Below are 16,643 nucleotides of genomic sequence, written 5' to 3'. Positions count from 1 at the left end.
GCCGGGATGACGAGGTGAGGCGGCCTTTCAGGGAGTGTCGCAGCGCCCGGGGCCGCCCTTTCGCATCTGATCTCGCAGCGCGGACTGGACGGTCGACGACAGCCACCCGTTGAGCGACTGCCCGCTCTGCGCGGCCGCCTCCTCCGCCCGCGACTTGAGCTGCTCGACCAGCCGCAGCGTCACCCGGCTGATATCACCGGTGACCTCCTCGAACGTCGGATGCTGCTCCTCCTCTTCGCTCTCGGTCCTGCGGACATCGACGTGCGCGTCGGTGCCGTCGACCGACACGTGCACGGCGCGATCGGGCAGCGTCGCGCTCACCTCCGCGGCGAGTTCCGACAGCGCGGCCAGCAACACCAGCCGCGCCGAGTTCTCGGTGGCGGCGGCCAGCGCGGCGGCCGTGGCCTGAGTCTTCTCATCACCCAGGGCAGCCGCCGCGATCAGGTTCTCGCGCAGCTGGGAGGTGTATTTATCGAGATCCATGACACCAGTGTGACGTCACATATGACATCATTCAAGGAAACATCTGACGCCAGAATCGGGCGCTTGACGCGAATCGCCATCGCACCGGGCACGGTTCGGGTATAACGGTGCAAATCCCGTTCCGTCGAGGCTGTAGCCTTTCTGACTATGACGAACGGTGAATCGACGCGAACCGAGCTGCGCGCGTCCGGCACAGTAGGTGTCGCGATGGTGACCCCCTTTACCGCCGAAGGCAAGCTCGACGTCGATGCCGGTGTCGCGCTGGCCGCCCGCCTGATCGACGGCGGCGTCGATCTGCTCGCCATCTCCGGCACCACCGGCGAGTCACCGACCACCACCGAGTCCGAGAAGTTCGACCTGCTGCGCGCCGTCGTGGACGCCGTCGGTGATCGTGCCACCGTCATCGCGGGCACCGGAACCTACGACACCGCGCACAGCATCGAACTCTCCCGCAATGCCCAGCGCGCGGGCGCGCACGGTTTGCTCGTCGTCACCCCGTACTACTCGCGTCCCAACCAGGACGGCCTGCTCGCGCACTTCACCGCGATCGCCGACGCGACCGATCTGCCGGTCACCCTCTACGACATTCCGCCGCGGTCGGTGGTGCCCATTGCCACCGACACCATTCGCCGTCTCGCCGAGCACCCGCGCATCGTCGCGGTGAAGGACGCCAAGGGCGATCTGGGCTCGGGCGCGGAGCTCATCGCGGAGACCGGGCTGTCCTTCTATTCCGGCGACGACGTGCTCAACCTGCCGTGGCTGTCGGTCGGCGCGACCGGATTCATCAGCGTCATCGGCCATCTCGTGCCGGACCGCCTGCGCGCCCTGCTGGACGCCTACAACGCCGGTGACATGGCCCGGGCCCGCGAGATCAACGTCAGCATGCTGCCGCTGAATCGCGCGATGGCCCGCCTCGGCGGTGTCGCCATGACCAAGGGCGCGCTGCGCCTGCTCGGTACCGAGACCGGAGAGCCACGTTTGCCCCAACTCATGCCCACCAAGGATCAACTCGACGAATTGGTCGTCGACCTGCACGCGGCCGGGGTGCTTGCATGAGCGACCCCATCGCACGCCGCCCCCGCCGGACCGCCAGCCGCGCCGCCGGTGCGCCCGCCCCGGCCCCCGAAACCCCCGTGCAGCCCGCTCTCGCGGCCCAGCCGGAACCGGCTGCTGCCGCCCAGTCGGAGCAGGTGAGCACCGCCGCGCGGTCGGAATCCGCTGCGGCCGAACCGGTTCGCGAGCGCAACGGCCGGGGCCGGGGTGGTGCGGCCAAGGCGTCCAGACCGGCCGAGGAAGCGCCGCGCTCGCGCCAGGAGTCCCGCCAGGACGACTCGCGGTCGCGCCAGGATGATTCGCGTTCCCGCGGTGGCGACCGCAACCGCCGCGGCGGTGGCGGCGGCCGGGGCCGTCAGGGCGGCCGCGATCGCGAGCCCGCCCCCGCACCGCGCGATCCGCACGCCATGGGCACCCCGCCCAAGGCCCCCAAGGGCGGCCTGCGGGTGTTCGCGCTCGGCGGCATCGGCGAAATCGGCCGCAACATGACCGTTTTCGAGTACGACGGCAAGCTGCTCATCGTCGACTGCGGCGTGCTGTTCCCCGAGGATCAGCAGCCCGGCGTCGACCTGATCCTGCCCGACTTCGGTCCCATCGAGAACCGCATGGACGATATCGCCGCGGTGATCCTGACCCACGGGCACGAGGATCACATCGGCGCGGTGCCGTTCCTGCTGCGCCTGCGCCGCGACATCCCGGTCATCGGCGCGAAGTTCACCCTCGCGCTGGTGGCGGCCAAGTGCCGCGAACATCGCCTGCAGCCCAACCTGTTCGAGATCACCGAGGGCGAGAACACCACGCACGGGCCGTTCGGCTGCGAGTACTTCGCGGTCAACCACTCGATTCCGGACGCCATCGCGGTCGCGATCCGCACGCCCGCGGGCATCGCGCTGCACACCGGCGACATCAAGCTGGACCAGCTGCCGCTCGACGGCCGCCTCACCGACCTGGCCGGGTTCTCCCGCCTCGGTGACGAGGGCGTGGACCTGTTCCTGGTCGACTCCACCAACGCCGAGGTGCCGGGCTTCGTGACGCCCGAGCGCGAGATCGGCCCGGTGCTCGACAATGTGATCGGCAAGGCCAAGGGCCGAGTCATCGTGGCCTCCTTCGCTTCTCACGTGCACCGCATCCAGCAGGTGGTGGACGTGGCGCAGCGCTACGACCGCCGGGTGTGCTTCGTGGGCCGGTCCATGGTCCGCAATATGCAGATCGCGCAGGATCTCGGCTACCTGGATATTCCGGACGGCCTGGTGGTCGATCTGGATCAGGCCGCGAATCTGCCGGTGCACAAGCTGGTGCTGATCTCCACTGGTTCGCAGGGTGAGCCGCTCTCGGCGCTGTCCCGCATGGCGCGCGGTGACCACCGCCAGATCAATATCCGCCCCGACGATCTCGTGGTGCTGGCCTCCTCGCTGATCCCGGGCAATGAGAACGCGGTCTTCGCGGTCGTGAACGGCCTGGCCCGCCTCGGCGCCACGGTCGTCACCCAGCAGAGCGCGAAAGTCCATGTCTCGGGCCATGCTTCGGCGGGCGAGCTGCTCTACCTCTACAACGCGGTGCGGCCCACCAACGCCATGCCCGTGCACGGCGAATGGCGGCACCTGCGTGCCAACGGCGCGCTCGCGGTGGCGACCGGCGTGCCGGAGGACCGGGTCATCCTGGCGGAGAACGGCGTCGTGGTCGACCTGGTCGACGGCATCGCCACCATCACCGGCCGCGTCCCCGTCGGCCAGGTCTACGTCGACGGCCTGTCGGTCGGCGACGTCGGCGAATCCACCCTCTCGGACCGCCTGGTCCTCGGCGAGGGCGGCTTCATCTCCATCAATGTCGCCATCGACTCCGCCACCGGCAAGGCCGTCAGCACCCCCGAGGTCACCGGCCGCGGCTTCTCCGACGACCCCGAAGCCCTCACCGGCGCACAGGAACTCGTCGAGAGCGAACTGCACCGCCTGGCCGTCGAGGGCGTCACCGACACCCACCGCATCGCCCAGTCGGTCCGCCGCGTCGTCGGCCGCTGGGTCGCCGAAACCTACCGCCGCCGCCCGATGATCGTCCCCACGGTCATCGGCGTGTAGCCGGAAGGCGAAGCAGGGCAACGGAAATCGCCCCGACAGTCTCGGCTGTCGGGGCGATTTCGTCATTCCGGCGCGCTTTTGGCCGGAATCCACTGCGCAGGTGTGGATCCCGGCCAAAAGTATGCCGGGATGACGGAGGAGCTTCTACTTATCCTGGCAGGCGGCGGAATCGAGCTTGGCGGCCTTCACGATCGAGCAGGCGTAGTTGTGGTCGATCTTCCAGTCGGTGCCGTCGGCGACGAAGGAGACGGTCGCGTTCTGAACGGGCTTGCCGTCGATGGTGACATCGGCGTCGGCCTTGAGCTTGCCGTCGGCCGGATCGCCCACGTTGGTGATCTTGATCTTGACGTTGTTGGCCTTGGCGGCGTCGACCAGCTTCTGCGCGAGCTGCGGGTCCAGGGCGGCGTCCTCGATCCAATCGGTCTTGGTCTTGGAGTCGATGGCCGGATCGAACGCCTTGGTGACCTTGTCGTTCAGGTCGGCGACGCTCGGCTTGGCCAGATCCGCGACGGTGGTCGGGGCGGGGGCCGCACCGGTGAGCTTGCCGTCGCCGCCGTCGGTGTCGCCGCTGAACTTCCCGGCGGGCTTGGCCGCGGCCGAGGTGGTGGCGGCGGCCTTGCTGCTGTCATCGGACTTGCTGCAGGCCACCAGGCCCAGGGCCGAGGTGGCCAGCATCAGCGCGGCGGTCGCGCGGAAGATGTTGTGCTTCAACGAAATACTCCCCATTTTCGATTACAGCTCGTAGCCGGTGGTGCAGTTCCAGTGAATGATGGTGGCGCCACCGGAGTTCCGGTTCAGCGCCTGGTTCTTCGCGGCGATGCGCGAGGACGCCGCGCCGAAGGTGTAGTAACCGTCGCGCGACGAATACGCGATCGCGCCACAGCCATTGGCGAATTTCGCGACGATCTTGCAGTCGTTGTAGGTGCACGAGCTCATGGCGGCGTTCTGCGCCGAGGGGCTGTCGGAATAGTCGTAGGAGTAGCCGATACGACCGGTCGACACCGACAGCGCGATCGCGCCGTAGTTGTAGTCCTGGTAGGCATTGGCCGGAGCGGCGGTACCCACGAGCAGGGAACCGGCAGTCGCGACCATCACGGCTGCGCCGCTGACGATCTTCTTCAAGGTGTTGCCCTTCTTGTGCATTCGAGTCCACGACCCTATGGACCGAACGATCAAGCTACCGATACGGAATCGTTGACGCCAACCCGGTTCTGTGTTTCGGGAACCGCCACCGGAGCCGTGCTGTGAACCGCCACCGGAGCGGGCGGGGCTCCGACCCAAAAAGCGGTGCCGTGCATATTCAAACCCGCCGGACTAAGGTCAGCCTTATGAGTATGGCTCAACGGGAGCGCCAGGCCCTGGTTCAGGCCATGGCCGACGCCGGTCCGGACGCGCCCACGCTGTGCGGGGAGTGGACGGCCCGAGATCTGGCCGCGCACTTGGTCGTTCGCGAGCGCCGCCCCGACGCCGCCCCCGGCATCCTGCTGAAGCCGTTCGCCTCCTACCTGGACCGCGTGCAGCGCAAGGTGACCCAGCGCCCCTTCGAGCAGCTCCTCGACGAGGTGCGCAGCGGCCCGCCGTTGTATCTGCGCCCCGTCGACTCGCTGATGAATCTCACCGAGATGTTCGTCCACCACGAGGACGTCCGCCGCGGCGCGCCCGGCTGGGAACCGCGCACCCTTCCGGTCGCCGACGAGGACCGCCTCTGGAAGGTCCTGCAGGGTTTGGCGCGCATGGCATATCGCAAATCGCCGGTTACTGTCGCGCTCACCACGCCCGACGGCCGCCGCACCATCGCCCGTCAGGCCGGCGACCGCACCGTGGTGCTGGCCGGTCCGCCGTCGGAGCTGCTGCTGCACGCCTTCGGCCGCAATGAGGTCCGGCTCGAGGCCACCGGCGCCCCGGAGGACGTGGCGCTGGTCCACGCCCTCGATCGCAGCGTCTGACATCCCGGCCCGTGGGACGGTGTTCCCACGGGCCGGAGTGGCGGCCCGAACACCGGTCATGAAACGATCACGCGACGAGCGGTAGCTTGCGTACTCGGCAGCGGCCCGTGTGTGATGAGGTGGTAGGCAATGTCTTGGCAACTGGCGGTTCTCGGACCGGTCGAGTTGACGTCCGATGGCGTGCCGATCCCGCCCATGCCCCCGAAGCAACAGGCCGCGCTGCTCATGCTGGCGTGCGCGCGGGGGCGCACGGTGTCGATCGAGGAACTCGCCGACGGCATCTGGGGCGCGGACCGGCCCACCTCGGCGGTGGGCGCGCTGCGCAATTACGCGTGGGCGCTGCGCAAGCACCTCGCGGCCCAAGGCGGCATGCTGCTGTCCTCGGAATCGCGCGGATACCGCCTCGAGGGCGGGTTGGAATTGGATGTCGACGACGTCGACCGGCTGCGCGCCGAGGCGACCGCGGCCCGCGCGGCCGGTTGCCTGGAAACCGCGGATACCGCCCTGCGCGCGGCCCTCGGCACCTGGCGTGGAGATCCGCTCACCGGCGTGCCCGGCCCCTGGGCGGCCGCCGAACGTGCCCGGTTGCGCAGACTGCACCGGGTCCTCGAGGAAGACCTCATCGAGCTGACCGTGCAGCGCGGCGACTTCTCGCACGCCATGGCCGATCTGGAGGCGCTGATCACCTGCGATCCGCACAGCGAGCGGCTGCGCGGGCTCATGATGACCGCCCTCTACCGCGCCGGCCGCCGCACCGAGGCGCTCGAGGAATATCAGCGCATCCGCAAGCTGCTGGTCGCCGAGCAGGGCATCGAGCCGGGCCCGGCGCTGGCGGAACTGCACCGCCAGATCCTGTCCGACGAGATTCCCGCCGTGGAGTGCGCGACCGCGCCGATCGCCGTGGTCGCACCGCGCCCGGCCCAATTGCCGCCCGACACAGCCGATTTCACCGGCCGCCAGGATCTGGTGCTCGAGCTGTGCGCGGTGCTGGGCACGGTCGCGCCGCCGCTGGTGGCGATCTCCGGCATGGGCGGCATCGGCAAGACGGCGCTGGCGCTGCATGTGGCACACCGGATTCGGGGGCGGTACCCGGACGGGCAGCTGTACGTGGACCTGTGCGGCGCGGGCAGCGCCCCCGCCGATCCCGAGCATGTGCTGGGCGCGTTCCTGCGCGCACTGGGCGTGGCGCAAAAGGAGATCCCGATCGGGGTCGCCGAGCGGGCCGCGCTGTTCCGGTCGGCCATCAGCGGCCGCCGCATGCTGGTGGTGCTCGACAATGCCAGTGACGCCGCGCAGGTCGCGCCGCTGCTGCCGGGCGAGTCCGACTGCGCGGTGCTGGTGACCGCGCGCCGCCCGCTCACCGCGCTGCCCGGGGTGCGGCCCGCCTCGCTGCGGGTGCTGGAAACCGAGGAGGCCGTGGAGCTCTTCGCCCGCATCGTCGGGCAGGCCCGGGTGGACGCCGAACCCGAGGCGGTGCGCCGCATTGTCGAACTGTGCGGCCTGCTGCCCATCGCGGTGCGCATCGTGGCCGCGCGAGTGGCCGCCCGCCCGCGCTGGACGGTGGTCTCCGAGGCCGAACGCCTGGCCGCCGAACGCCACGACCTGGACCGCTTCCGCGCCGGAGACCTGGCGCTCACGGCCGCCTTCCGCGCGGGCTACGACCAGTTGCCGGTCGACGCGGCCCGCGCCTTCCGGCTGCTGGCGCTCGCGGATCTGCCCGATCTGCCGCTGGCCGCCACGGCCGCCGCGCTCGACACCGTCGAATTCGTCGCCGAGGATCTGTGCGAGGAACTGGTGGATCGCGGCATGCTCGAGTCCACCGGTCGCGGCCGCTACCACTATCACGACCTGATGCGCCTGTTCGCGCTCAGCCGCCCCGGTACCGAGGCCGAGGCCGATGTCACCGCCCGGCTGCTCGACTACTACCTGGCCACCATGAAAACGGTGCTGCGCGTGCGCCACCCGGGCCTGCGGTTGCGTCTCGCGCCGACCGCGCACCCGGGCACCCGCCTGCCGGACCTGGATGCGACCCGCGATTTCCTCACCATCGAGCGGCGCAACCTGAACGCGCTGTACCGCTTGGCCATCGCGGGCAGCCCGCATCACCGGGTGCTGGCCGCCGATCTGGCGCTGACCGTCGCCGAGACCGGGTTCGCCTCCGACGCCAGCATCGACCCGGCCCGGACGCTTGAGGATCTGGCCCAGGCGATCGAGGCCGACGGGAACGCCGTCGCCGCCCGCCGCGCCCGCTTGTCGCTGGTCTTCGCGCTGCTCGGTGAGCTGGACGAGCCGCATCGCGCGGCCGAGCACGTGAATCGGCTGCTGCGCGAGGACGATCCGGACACCGACGCGTGGGCGTCCGGCGCGATCCACGCCTACGCCGGGCTGCTGGCCCTGCACGACGGCGAACCGGCCCGCGCGAGCACACATTTCGCCCACACCCTCACCATGGCCCGCCGCGAGGGCAGCCCCGAATGCGTGCGGGTCGCGTATTCGCTGCTGGCCCGGGCCTATTCCGCGGCCGGCCGCAACCGCGACTCGCTGGCCGCCGCGGCCCGCGCCGTCGTGGCCGACGACAAGCCCGGCGTCCGCCGCCACATCGTCTGGGGCCTGATCGAAGCCGCCTGGGTCCTCAGCGCCGAGGGCGACTTCGACCGCGGCAACCGCCTTTTCGACACGGCCCTGTCCCTCTCCCGCCGCTTCGGCAGCACCCGAATCGAATCCATCGTCCACGCCCGAGCCGCCCGCGCCCACCTCGCCGACGGCCGCTTCGACCAGGCCGCCGAACACGCCGAACGCGCCGAGGCCACCCGAGTCTCCGCAGGCATGGGCGCCCTCTACACCCACAACCTCCTGGTCCGCTACACGGCGTTGCGCCGCCTCGGCCGCACCCTCGACGCCGCCGAGTGCTACCGCACGGCCGCTAACCAGATCCCCGAATTCGCCACGGCCATTACCGCCGCGAACGCCAACCCTCAACTCCCCGCAGCCCGCTGACCCCGATGAACGCCGACCTGAATCGGGCGTAGCCTCCGTCATTCCGGCATGCTCTTGGCCGGAATCCACCTGGCAGCGATGGATCCCGGCCAAGAGCGCGCCGGGATGACGAGGGCCGTGAGTGGCCGCGGGCGTGGGCTGAACGGGCCTCCACGCGCCGGTGAAACGCGGGTTTCGGGTTATGAGCGCCACATGTCCGATATGGGTGGGTCGGGTGTTGCGGATGGTCCGGGTGGGGCGCGAGCGGCTAGCCTGGGACGCATGGCAGGTAAGGCCCGCTCCGGAACGTCACGTACGAGAGGGGGGACTGCGCGGGGCCAGGCTCCTGCACAGCCCCGAACTCGCGGCCCGCGCCAACCCGCGAAAGCGCGGGCGCGCAAGGCTCCGGCGCGGCGGCCGGCACCCCGGCGGCAGTCGAATACCGCGCCGCTGGCGGTGGTTCGGCGCGGGGTGACCAGCGCCTGGAACGTGACGGCCAAGGGCCTCGGCGCAACGACCCGCGCGGTGAGCCGGGCGGGGGATATCGAGCACGGGCATCGGCGCGACGGGATCGCGCTGGGTCTGGTGGCTTTCGCGTTCATCATCGCGGCCGCGGTGTGGCTGTCGGCGGGCGGCCCGGTCGGGCACTGGGTGGATACCGCGGTGCGCTGGGTGGCCGGATCGGCCTCGGCGGCACTGCCGTTCGTGGCGGTCGGTATCGCGGTGATCCTGATGCGCACCGAACCGCACCCGGAGATCCGGCCCCGACTGGTGCTGGGCGGCCTGCTCGCGGGCCTGCCGATCCTGGGCCTGTGGCACATGGCGGCCGGTTCGCCGAGCGATGAGCACGGCCGTGAGCACGCCGCCGGTTTCGTCGGCTACGTCGTGGGCGGCCCGCTCAAGGACGGCCTGAGCGCCTTCCTGGCGGTCCCATTGCTCATGCTGGCCATCGGTTTCGGCATTCTGCTGCTCACCGGCACCCAGGTGCGTGATGTCCCCGAGCGCATGCGCGAGATCTTCGGCACCGGCGCGGGCGGCGACGAATACGAGAGCTACTCCGAGGAACACGGCCTCTACGACCCGGAAAACTATGACGCGGACGGCTTCCCGCTGCACCGCCCCGAGGTCCGCAAGCGCCGCGGCAAGACGCCGAGCGAGAACTACCCCCCTGACGAGTTCGGCGGCTCCGATGCCGTCACCGAGATTCTCGGCGAGCCCCCGCTGCAGGACGCCAAGGACATCGCGCCGTCGGAGGAGAAGCCGAAGGCAGGATCGGATAAAGCCAAGCCGCGCAAGCCCGTCCCCAAGGTGGTCGACCAGACCCCGCCGCCGCCGGAACCGCAGCAGTTGGAGTTCGTCACCGACCGCGAGGTGGACGGTGACTACACGCTGCCGTCGCTGAACCTGCTCACCGACGGCGATCCGCCCAAGAAGCGCAGCGCGGCCAACGAATCCATGATCGAGGCCATCACCGAGGTGCTGGTCCAGTTCAAGATCGATGCCGCGGTCACCGGTTTCGTGCGCGGCCCGACGGTCACCCGCTACGAGGTGGAGCTCGGCCCGGGCGTGAAGGTCGAGAAGATCACCGCCCTGGCCCGCAACCTCGCCTACGCGGTGGCGACCGAGAACGTCCGCCTGCTGGCCCCGATTCCGGGCAAGTCGGCCGTCGGCATCGAGGTGCCCAATGCCGACCGCGAACTGGTCCGCCTGGCCGACGTGCTGAAGTCCCCGACCACCCGTAATGATCACCATCCGCTGGTGATCGGCCTGGGCAAGAACATCGAGGGCGAATTCGTCACCGCGAACCTGGCCAAGATGCCGCATCTCCTGGTGGCCGGTTCGACGGGTTCCGGTAAGTCGAGTTTCGTCAACTCGATGCTGGTCTCGCTGCTGTGCCGCGCCACCCCCGAGGAGGTGCGGATGATCCTGATCGACCCGAAGATGGTGGAATTGACGCCCTACGAGGGCATTCCGCATCTGATCACGCCCATCATCACCCAGCCCAAGAAGGCCGCCGCCGCGCTGGCCTGGCTGGTGGAGGAGATGGAGCAGCGCTACCAGGACATGCAGGCCAGCAAGGTCCGCCACATCGACGACTTCAACCGGAAGGTGAAGTCCGGCCAGATCACCGCGCCGCTGGGCAGCGAAAGGGTGTACCGCCCTTACCCGTACATCCTGGCCATCGTCGACGAGCTCGCCGACCTCATGATGACCGCCCCGCGCGATGTCGAGGACGCCATCGTCCGCATCACCCAGAAGGCCCGTGCGGCGGGCATTCACCTGGTGCTGGCGACCCAGCGCCCGTCCGTGGACGTGGTGACCGGTCTGATCAAGACCAACGTCCCGTCCCGCCTGGCCTTCGCGACCTCCTCGCTCACCGACTCCCGAGTCATCCTCGACCAGCCCGGCGCGGAGAAGCTCATCGGCATGGGTGACGGCCTGTTCCTACCCATGGGCGCGAGCAAACCAACCCGTCTCCAGGGCGCATTCATCTCGGACGAGGAAATCGCCGGGGTCGTCGACTTCGCCAAGACCCAGGCCGAACCCGACTACCAGGAAGGCGTCACCGCCGCCAAGGCCGGTGAGAAGAAGGACGTCGACCCGGACATCGGCGACGACCTCGAATTGCTGGTCCAGGCCATCGAACTGGTAGTCACCTCCCAATTCGGCTCCACCTCCATGCTCCAACGCAAACTCCGCGTCGGCTTCGCCAAGGCAGGCCGCCTCATGGACCTCATGGAAACCCGGGGAGTGGTCGGCCCCTCCGAAGGCTCCAAGGCCCGCGACGTCCTCATCAAACCCGACGAACTGGACGGCCTCCTCTGGACCATCCGAGGCGGCGGCGACGAACCGGCGGGCTCGGACGACGGTGGATCAGAGGACTACTGATCCGACGTGGCTAGGCGGTGGCGCGGCGGAGTTGGAATGCGGTGCCGGACTCCAGGATTCCGATGACGATCAGCCACCAGCCGGCGAGGAGGGTGAGGATGGTGATCGAGTCGAAGGGGGAGACGATCAGGACGATTCCGGCCGCGGTGATGAGCAGGCCCGACAGGGTTTGCCAGGCGCGCATGGGGAGGTCGGGGTCGGAGAGTGCGGCGATGAGTTGCATGATGCCGCGGAACAGCCAGCCGATGCCGATCCACAATGCCAGCAGCAGCACTGATTCCAGGGCGCTGCGGAAGGCGAAGAAGCCCAGCATGATCGAGAGGAAGCCGCTCACGAACGCGAGCACCCGCAGGCCCGCGGACACGTGCGCGCCGAACACGGTCATGAGCTGGGTGAGACCGGCCAGGAGCAGATAGATCCCGAACAGGATTCCGGCCACCACGAGGGTGGGGCCGGGCCAGGCGAGGATCAGAATGCCGAGTAGCGCCGTGAGAATTCCGGTGAGAAGTAGTGCCTGCCAGGTGTTCTGCGTGACCTGACGCCATGGTGTCGGAAGTGGTTGGCCGGTTGCGGAAGTCGAAACCATGATCGATCCCAAGGGCCGGAGGTGGTCGCGACGGTCGTCGCCGCCCCAGTATCAGCGCTGCGCCGAACCCACACGCCGACATTCGCGACAATTCACCGGCCAGGCCAGCCCCAGGCGAGTTCGTCGACCGCGAGGAACGGCTCGTCGACCACGGTCGCGGGGGTCAAGCCGGTGAAAGCCATGACATCTCGATGCAGGTGGGATTGGTCGGTGTAGCCGCCCGAGGCCGCGGTGGCGGCGGGCGCGTGTCCGGCGACCAGGTGGTGGACGGCATGGTCGAAGCGGATCAGTTTCGCGGCGCGTTTGGGTGTCAGGCCGAGTTGCGTGGAGAACCGGGACCACAGGAGCTTTCGGCTCCAGCCGAGTTCCGTTGCCAATTGCTCGATTCGGACCGTTCCGCGACCGGCCGCGATCTGCCGCCAGGCCCATGCCACCTCGGGATGGACCCGCGCGGTCCGCGCGCAGCGCTGAGCGAGCCACGCGTCGGTCCACTCGAAGCGATCGTCCCAGGTGCGCAGATCGTCGAGTTGCTCACCGAGCCGGGCGCTTTCGCGGCCCAGCAGGTCGTCGAGCGGCACCACCGAATCCTTCAGCTCGGCCGCCGCGGGTCCCAGTACGGTGTGCGCGACGATCGGTGAAAGGCGCACCTGCAGGCAGTCGAAGGTCTCGACGCGAAGCGCACGCAGCACATCGCCGAAGCCGGGCCCGATGACGAAGCTGCCGCGAATCTGCCGACCGGCCGGATCCCGCACCCCGATCGTGCCGCCGAACACCAGCAGCAGGGTCACCGCCGGGTGGGGGATGAGTCGCAGTTCGGGCGGGGTGCGGCCGCGATCGCCGAATCCGGCCATGCTGACCCCGGGAACACGACCCGGCCGACTCGGACTCGCGATGTCCCACAGCATCGCGTCGTCGCGCTCGGGCACGCCGGACCCCATTCCGCCATGCTACGCATCCGCCGGGCGACGGGAACATTTGTCCAATACGGCACCGCCCGGCAGTGGCGATAGTGCACGTATGACTGTTTCCGACAACAAGTTACGCACCGTTGAGCAGCCGATTAACCCGGACGAGAGCGGGATCCACGTCTACGAAGACGGGCCGCGCGATGCCCCGGCGCTGCTGCTCATTCACGGCACGGCCGCCTCGGCCGAATCGTGGGACCCGATGATTCCCCTGCTGACCGGATCCCATCGGGTCCTGCGCGTCGATCTGCTCGGCTGCGGCCGGTCCGCGCGGCTAGGGGACGTGCCGTACACGGTTGCCGACCAGGCCCGTCGAGTCGGCCTCGCGCTCGAAAAGCACGGTGTCGAGCGGGTCGTGGCCGTCGGTCACTCCAGCGGTTCGGCCGTCGCGACCGCACTCGCCGAACAACGACCGGACCTGGTGGCCGCGGTCGTCATCATCGACTTCGGTCCCGGCATCGACGCGTACATCGGACCGGAGGCGCAGGCCGGGCCGCAAGTGCCGTGGTCCGAACTGACCGATGCGCAGTTCCGGATGCTGATGCGCGGCGGGTTCAGCGCGAACTTCGAGATCCCGCAGGAATACTTCGACCAATTCCGCGCCATCGATCCCGTGGTGTTCGCCGAGGCATCCCGGGCCAACCTCGACTACCTCAACGAGCGGCCGCTCACGGAACGGCTTGCGCCCCTGGGCAAACCGCTGCTCGTCCTCCACGGCGAGGACGACGCCAGATGGAACCCAGCGGCCGCCGCAGAGTACCGAGTCGTGCCCGGCGCGACGATCGAGCTCCTGCCCGGCGTCGGGCACTCACCCAACCTCGAGGATCCGGCGCGCACCGCGACAGCGCTGCTCGACTTCACCGCGAAACACGCACTGTAGGAAGGAAAGTCAGATGACCGGAGCCGAACTGTCCGGCGTGCCCGAGACGGCATTGTGGACCTTGCGAAATCGCGCCGAGGAGGCGTTGCGCGACGATTCCGATTACACCGACAAGGAAGCGATCCGCCTCTATCGGGCCCTGTCGGCAGAGGACTTCGAGCGCTTCGGCCCGCCCAGCCAGATACACGCCCTGCGCGCGAAGTTGATCGACAAGGTGGTGGCGGAATTCCTGACCACCCACCCCGCCGGTCCCGTGGTCGCGCTCGGTGAGGGATTGCAGACAACCTATTGGCGGCTGGGCGAACCGGCGGCCGCCTGGTTCTCGCTCGATGTGCCGGAAATGGTGGAAGCCCAGCAACGGCTTCTGCCCGCCGCACCGGGCATCACCCGCCTGGCCCACTCGGTGCTGGATCGTTCCTGGTTCGACCGGGTGCCCTCCGGCCCCGCGGTGATCACCGCCGAGGGCCTGTTCATGTACCTGCCGCCCGCCGAGGTCACCCGGCTGATCGCCGATCTGGCCGCCCATTTCCCGGGCGGTGTCCTGTTCTACGACTCCATCCCGCGCGTCTTCAGCGCCCTGACGATGCGGGGCCGGATTCGCCTGAGCGACACCTACACCGCCCCGCCGATGCCCACGAGCCAATCCCCGCGCGAGGCCGCTCGCCTGCCGGGGCGAATTCCCGGAGTCGTTGCCGCCCAAGACCTCATCCCCCTGCCGGGCCGCGGCCGCCTGGCCTCACCGCTGCTGCCCCGGGTAGCGAACCTGCCCGTCGTGCGGTCCGTGCGCCCGTCGATGACCCTGCTGCGTTTCGCGGCTTGAACGCCCGGCCCAGTCGCCCGTTTTAGAACCTGTTCTATATTCGGGGTAACGATCCGGCGAGCCCTCGGGAGTTCACTTCATGTACCAGTGGTCCGACGAAGACCTGATGTTCCGCGATGTACTGCGGGGTTTCATCGACAAGGAGATCAAGCCCCACGTCGAACAACTGGAGAGCGGTGAACTCCCGCCCTTCGACATCATCCGGAAGCTGTACGCGACTTTCGGATTGGACGAGATGGCGCGCGAGGGACTCGAGAAGGCCCTCGCCCGCGAGGAGGCCGGGACCACCGGCAAGCCCGGCGGCGGATTCAGTGGGTCGGGCTCGATGGGGGTGATCCTCAACAGTGAACTGGCCGGGATCAGCCTGGGCCTGGTGGCGTCGATGGGCGTGAGCCTCGGGCTCACGGTCGGCACCATCCGCAGCCGCGGCACCCTCGCGCAGAAGAAGCGGTGGCTGCCGGAACTGGTCACCTTCGAGAAGGTCGGCGCGTGGGCGATCACCGAACCCGATTCGGGCTCGGACGCTTTCGGCGGCATGAAGTCCTACGTCCGCCGCGACGGCGAGGACTACATCCTCAACGGGCGCAAGACCTTCATCACCAACGGCCCGTACGCCGATGTCACCGTCGTCTACGCCAAGCTGGACGAGCAGGACGACACCGATCGCCGCGACCGCAAGGTGCTGACCTTCGTGCTCGACAAGGGCATGCCCGGCTTCACCCAGTCCAAGCCGTTCAAGAAGATGGGCATGAACTCCTCGCCGACGGGCGAGCTGTTCTTCGACAATGTGCGCATCACCCCCGACCGCCTGCTCGGCGAGACCGAGACGCCGGCCAAGGGTGACGGCAAGGACAGCGCCAAGGAGTCCTTCGCCGCCGAGCGCATCGGCATCGCCTCGCTGGCGCTGGGCATCATCAACGAATGCCACCGGCTCTGCGTCGATTACGCGAAGTCGCGCAAGCTGTGGGGCAAGGAGATCGCGCAGTTCCAGCTCATCCAGCTCAAGCTGGCCGAGATGGAGATCGCGCGGATCAATGTGCAGAACATGGTGTTCAACGCCATCGAGCGCACGGCGGCGGGGGAGAAGGTGTCCCTGGCCGAGGCGTCCGCGATGAAGCTCTACTCCTCACGCGCGGCCACCGAGGTGGCCATGGAGGCCGTTCAGCTCTTCGGGGGCAACGGCTACATGGCCGAATACAAGGTCGAGCAGCTCGCGCGCGACGCCAAGTCGCTGATGATCTACGCGGGCAGCAATGAGATCCAGGTGACCCACATCGCCAAGGGCCTGCTCGCCCGGTAGCTCGCGGCGTCGCGCAGGATCGCCTGCGCGACGCGATAGTGCGGGGGATTCCTGGGAATTCGCTCCGAGAGAATGAGTGAAGCATTATCGTTTCTCATCGCTCACGGTTGACGTGGGCGATGAGAGGAGCACACCCATGAGCAACACCCGGAGGGCCGGAATCGGCGCCACCGCGATCGGCGCCGCGGCGGCCGTCGCGCTGCTGACCGCCCCCAATGCCAGCGCGCTGGTCACCGGCATCAGCGTGACCACCGCCGACAAGTACTGCGTCAACCAGGCCTACACCGTCGCGGTCAATGTCACCGCCACCTCGTTCCTGTTCGAGGTCAGCCTGAGCGACAACGACACTCAGGTCGGCAGCGCCAAGCCCTCCGGCGGAGTGGCCTCCTTCACCTGGACCCCCACCACCACGGGCTCGCACACCCTCAAGGCGGTGCAGGAGATCATCAGCAACAAGTCCACCACCGTCACGGTCGTCGACTGCACCCCGGTCGGCGGTGGCGGCACCGGCTCCTCGGCCTCCAACCCGCTCGCGGGTCTGCTCAGCAGCCTGTCGGCCCACTGAGCGACGCGCTCGGCGCACTGGGTGGTCGACCAGGCGCGCTGCGCAGTTGACCGGGCACATCAAGCAATCCACTCGGCACCGCGAATTCTCGCGGTGCCGAGTGTC

Annotated in this window: 14 protein-coding genes; 9 read left to right on the top strand and 5 right to left on the bottom strand. The window is 68.8% G+C overall.

Features of this window, described 5'->3' with window-relative positions; all coding sequences use genetic code 11:
• Window positions 1-27 precede the first annotated feature (27 nt).
• On the bottom strand, window positions 28-483 hold the full coding sequence (locus ON43_RS22505; protein WP_040810459.1) for a hypothetical protein: 456 nt from the start codon (window positions 481-483) through the stop codon (window positions 28-30).
• A 147-nt stretch (window positions 484-630) separates the two neighbouring features.
• Here ON43_RS22505 and dapA point away from each other — a divergent pair, with 147 nt between their 5' ends.
• Entirely contained in the window at window positions 631-1,539 is a 909-nt protein-coding gene (gene dapA / locus ON43_RS22500) for a 4-hydroxy-tetrahydrodipicolinate synthase (protein ID WP_040810458.1), read from the top strand.
• Entirely contained in the window at window positions 1,536-3,611 is a 2,076-nt protein-coding gene (locus tag ON43_RS22495) for a ribonuclease J (protein WP_281033328.1), read from the top strand. The genes dapA and ON43_RS22495 overlap by 4 nt, the downstream gene beginning before the upstream one ends.
• A gap of 144 nt (window positions 3,612-3,755) precedes the next feature.
• Here ON43_RS22495 and ON43_RS22490 read toward each other — a convergent pair whose 3' ends face one another.
• The gene (locus ON43_RS22490; RefSeq protein ID WP_040810457.1) at window positions 3,756-4,322 is read right to left on the bottom strand and encodes a WKL family lipoprotein; all 567 of its coding nucleotides are present in this window, start codon (window positions 4,320-4,322) and stop codon (window positions 3,756-3,758) included.
• A 21-nt stretch (window positions 4,323-4,343) separates the two neighbouring features.
• A complete protein-coding gene (locus tag ON43_RS22485) occupies window positions 4,344-4,754 on the bottom strand; it encodes a DUF4189 domain-containing protein (protein WP_040810456.1) in 411 nt (136 codons plus the stop codon).
• A 185-nt stretch (window positions 4,755-4,939) separates the two neighbouring features.
• Between ON43_RS22485 and ON43_RS22480 the strand changes: the two genes are divergently transcribed.
• The 3 genes from ON43_RS22480 (at window position 4,940) to ON43_RS22470 (ending at window position 11,422) form a co-directional block, all read left to right on the top strand.
• Complete coding sequence (locus ON43_RS22480) at window positions 4,940-5,557, top strand: TIGR03085 family metal-binding protein (protein WP_040810455.1); 618 nt, start codon at window positions 4,940-4,942, stop codon at window positions 5,555-5,557.
• Between the two features lie 129 nt (window positions 5,558-5,686).
• Window positions 5,687-8,554: an AfsR/SARP family transcriptional regulator gene (locus ON43_RS22475; RefSeq protein ID WP_051178924.1), complete on the top strand. Its 2,868-nt coding sequence runs from the start codon at window positions 5,687-5,689 to the stop codon at window positions 8,552-8,554.
• Window positions 8,555-8,815: 261 nt separating this feature from the next.
• Window positions 8,816-11,422 carry a DNA translocase FtsK gene (locus tag ON43_RS22470; protein WP_040810454.1) on the top strand — a complete coding sequence of 869 codons (2,607 nt, stop codon included), beginning with the start codon at window positions 8,816-8,818 and terminating at the stop codon, window positions 11,420-11,422.
• A gap of 10 nt (window positions 11,423-11,432) precedes the next feature.
• Here ON43_RS22470 and ON43_RS22465 read toward each other — a convergent pair whose 3' ends face one another.
• Both ON43_RS22465 and ON43_RS22460 read right to left on the bottom strand, forming a co-directional pair.
• Window positions 11,433-12,008: an HdeD family acid-resistance protein gene (locus ON43_RS22465; RefSeq protein ID WP_040810453.1), complete on the bottom strand. Its 576-nt coding sequence runs from the start codon at window positions 12,006-12,008 to the stop codon at window positions 11,433-11,435.
• A 92-nt stretch (window positions 12,009-12,100) separates the two neighbouring features.
• Window positions 12,101-12,946 (bottom strand): AraC family transcriptional regulator, encoded by an 846-nt coding sequence (locus tag ON43_RS22460; RefSeq protein WP_051178922.1) that lies wholly within the window; start codon window positions 12,944-12,946, stop codon window positions 12,101-12,103.
• Between the two features lie 79 nt (window positions 12,947-13,025).
• Between ON43_RS22460 and ON43_RS22455 the strand changes: the two genes are divergently transcribed.
• From ON43_RS22455 to ON43_RS22440, 4 genes are all read left to right on the top strand, one after another.
• Window positions 13,026-13,853, top strand: coding sequence for an alpha/beta fold hydrolase (locus tag ON43_RS22455; protein WP_063712595.1), 828 nt, complete (start codon window positions 13,026-13,028; stop codon window positions 13,851-13,853).
• Window positions 13,854-13,866: 13 nt separating this feature from the next.
• On the top strand, window positions 13,867-14,673 hold the full coding sequence (locus ON43_RS22450) for a class I SAM-dependent methyltransferase (RefSeq protein ID WP_040810452.1): 807 nt from the start codon (window positions 13,867-13,869) through the stop codon (window positions 14,671-14,673).
• Window positions 14,674-14,752: 79 nt separating this feature from the next.
• Complete coding sequence (locus tag ON43_RS22445) at window positions 14,753-15,973, top strand: acyl-CoA dehydrogenase family protein (protein ID WP_040810451.1); 1,221 nt, start codon at window positions 14,753-14,755, stop codon at window positions 15,971-15,973.
• Window positions 15,974-16,109: 136 nt separating this feature from the next.
• Window positions 16,110-16,538, top strand: coding sequence for a hypothetical protein (locus ON43_RS22440; RefSeq protein ID WP_051178921.1), 429 nt, complete (start codon window positions 16,110-16,112; stop codon window positions 16,536-16,538).
• Window positions 16,539-16,643 lie beyond the last annotated feature (105 nt).

It is taken from the genome of Nocardia concava NBRC 100430 (genome assembly GCF_000308815.1).
Taxonomy (GTDB): domain Bacteria; phylum Actinomycetota; class Actinomycetes; order Mycobacteriales; family Mycobacteriaceae; genus Nocardia; species Nocardia concava.
Note: the sequence above shows the minus strand (reverse complement) of the source record. Positions and strands in the feature narration are given on the sequence as shown.

Coding starts and splice junctions, on each gene's coding strand:
- ON43_RS22505 (WP_040810459.1), bottom strand. CDS start 483: ATGGATCTCGATAAATACACCTCCCAGCTGCGCGAGAACCTGATCGCG.
- ON43_RS22440 (WP_051178921.1), top strand. CDS start 16,110: ATGAGCAACACCCGGAGGGCCGGAATCGGCGCCACCGCGATCGGCGCC.
- ON43_RS22465 (WP_040810453.1), bottom strand. CDS start 12,008: ATGGTTTCGACTTCCGCAACCGGCCAACCACTTCCGACACCATGGCGT.
- ON43_RS22445 (WP_040810451.1), top strand. CDS start 14,753: ATGTACCAGTGGTCCGACGAAGACCTGATGTTCCGCGATGTACTGCGG.
- ON43_RS22450 (WP_040810452.1), top strand. CDS start 13,867: ATGACCGGAGCCGAACTGTCCGGCGTGCCCGAGACGGCATTGTGGACC.
- ON43_RS22475 (WP_051178924.1), top strand. CDS start 5,687: ATGTCTTGGCAACTGGCGGTTCTCGGACCGGTCGAGTTGACGTCCGAT.
- ON43_RS22470 (WP_040810454.1), top strand. CDS start 8,816: ATGGCAGGTAAGGCCCGCTCCGGAACGTCACGTACGAGAGGGGGGACT.
- ON43_RS22495 (WP_281033328.1), top strand. CDS start 1,536: ATGAGCGACCCCATCGCACGCCGCCCCCGCCGGACCGCCAGCCGCGCC.
- ON43_RS22460 (WP_051178922.1), bottom strand. CDS start 12,946: ATGGGGTCCGGCGTGCCCGAGCGCGACGACGCGATGCTGTGGGACATC.
- dapA (WP_040810458.1), top strand. CDS start 631: ATGACGAACGGTGAATCGACGCGAACCGAGCTGCGCGCGTCCGGCACA.
- ON43_RS22485 (WP_040810456.1), bottom strand. CDS start 4,754: ATGCACAAGAAGGGCAACACCTTGAAGAAGATCGTCAGCGGCGCAGCC.
- ON43_RS22480 (WP_040810455.1), top strand. CDS start 4,940: ATGAGTATGGCTCAACGGGAGCGCCAGGCCCTGGTTCAGGCCATGGCC.
- ON43_RS22455 (WP_063712595.1), top strand. CDS start 13,026: ATGACTGTTTCCGACAACAAGTTACGCACCGTTGAGCAGCCGATTAAC.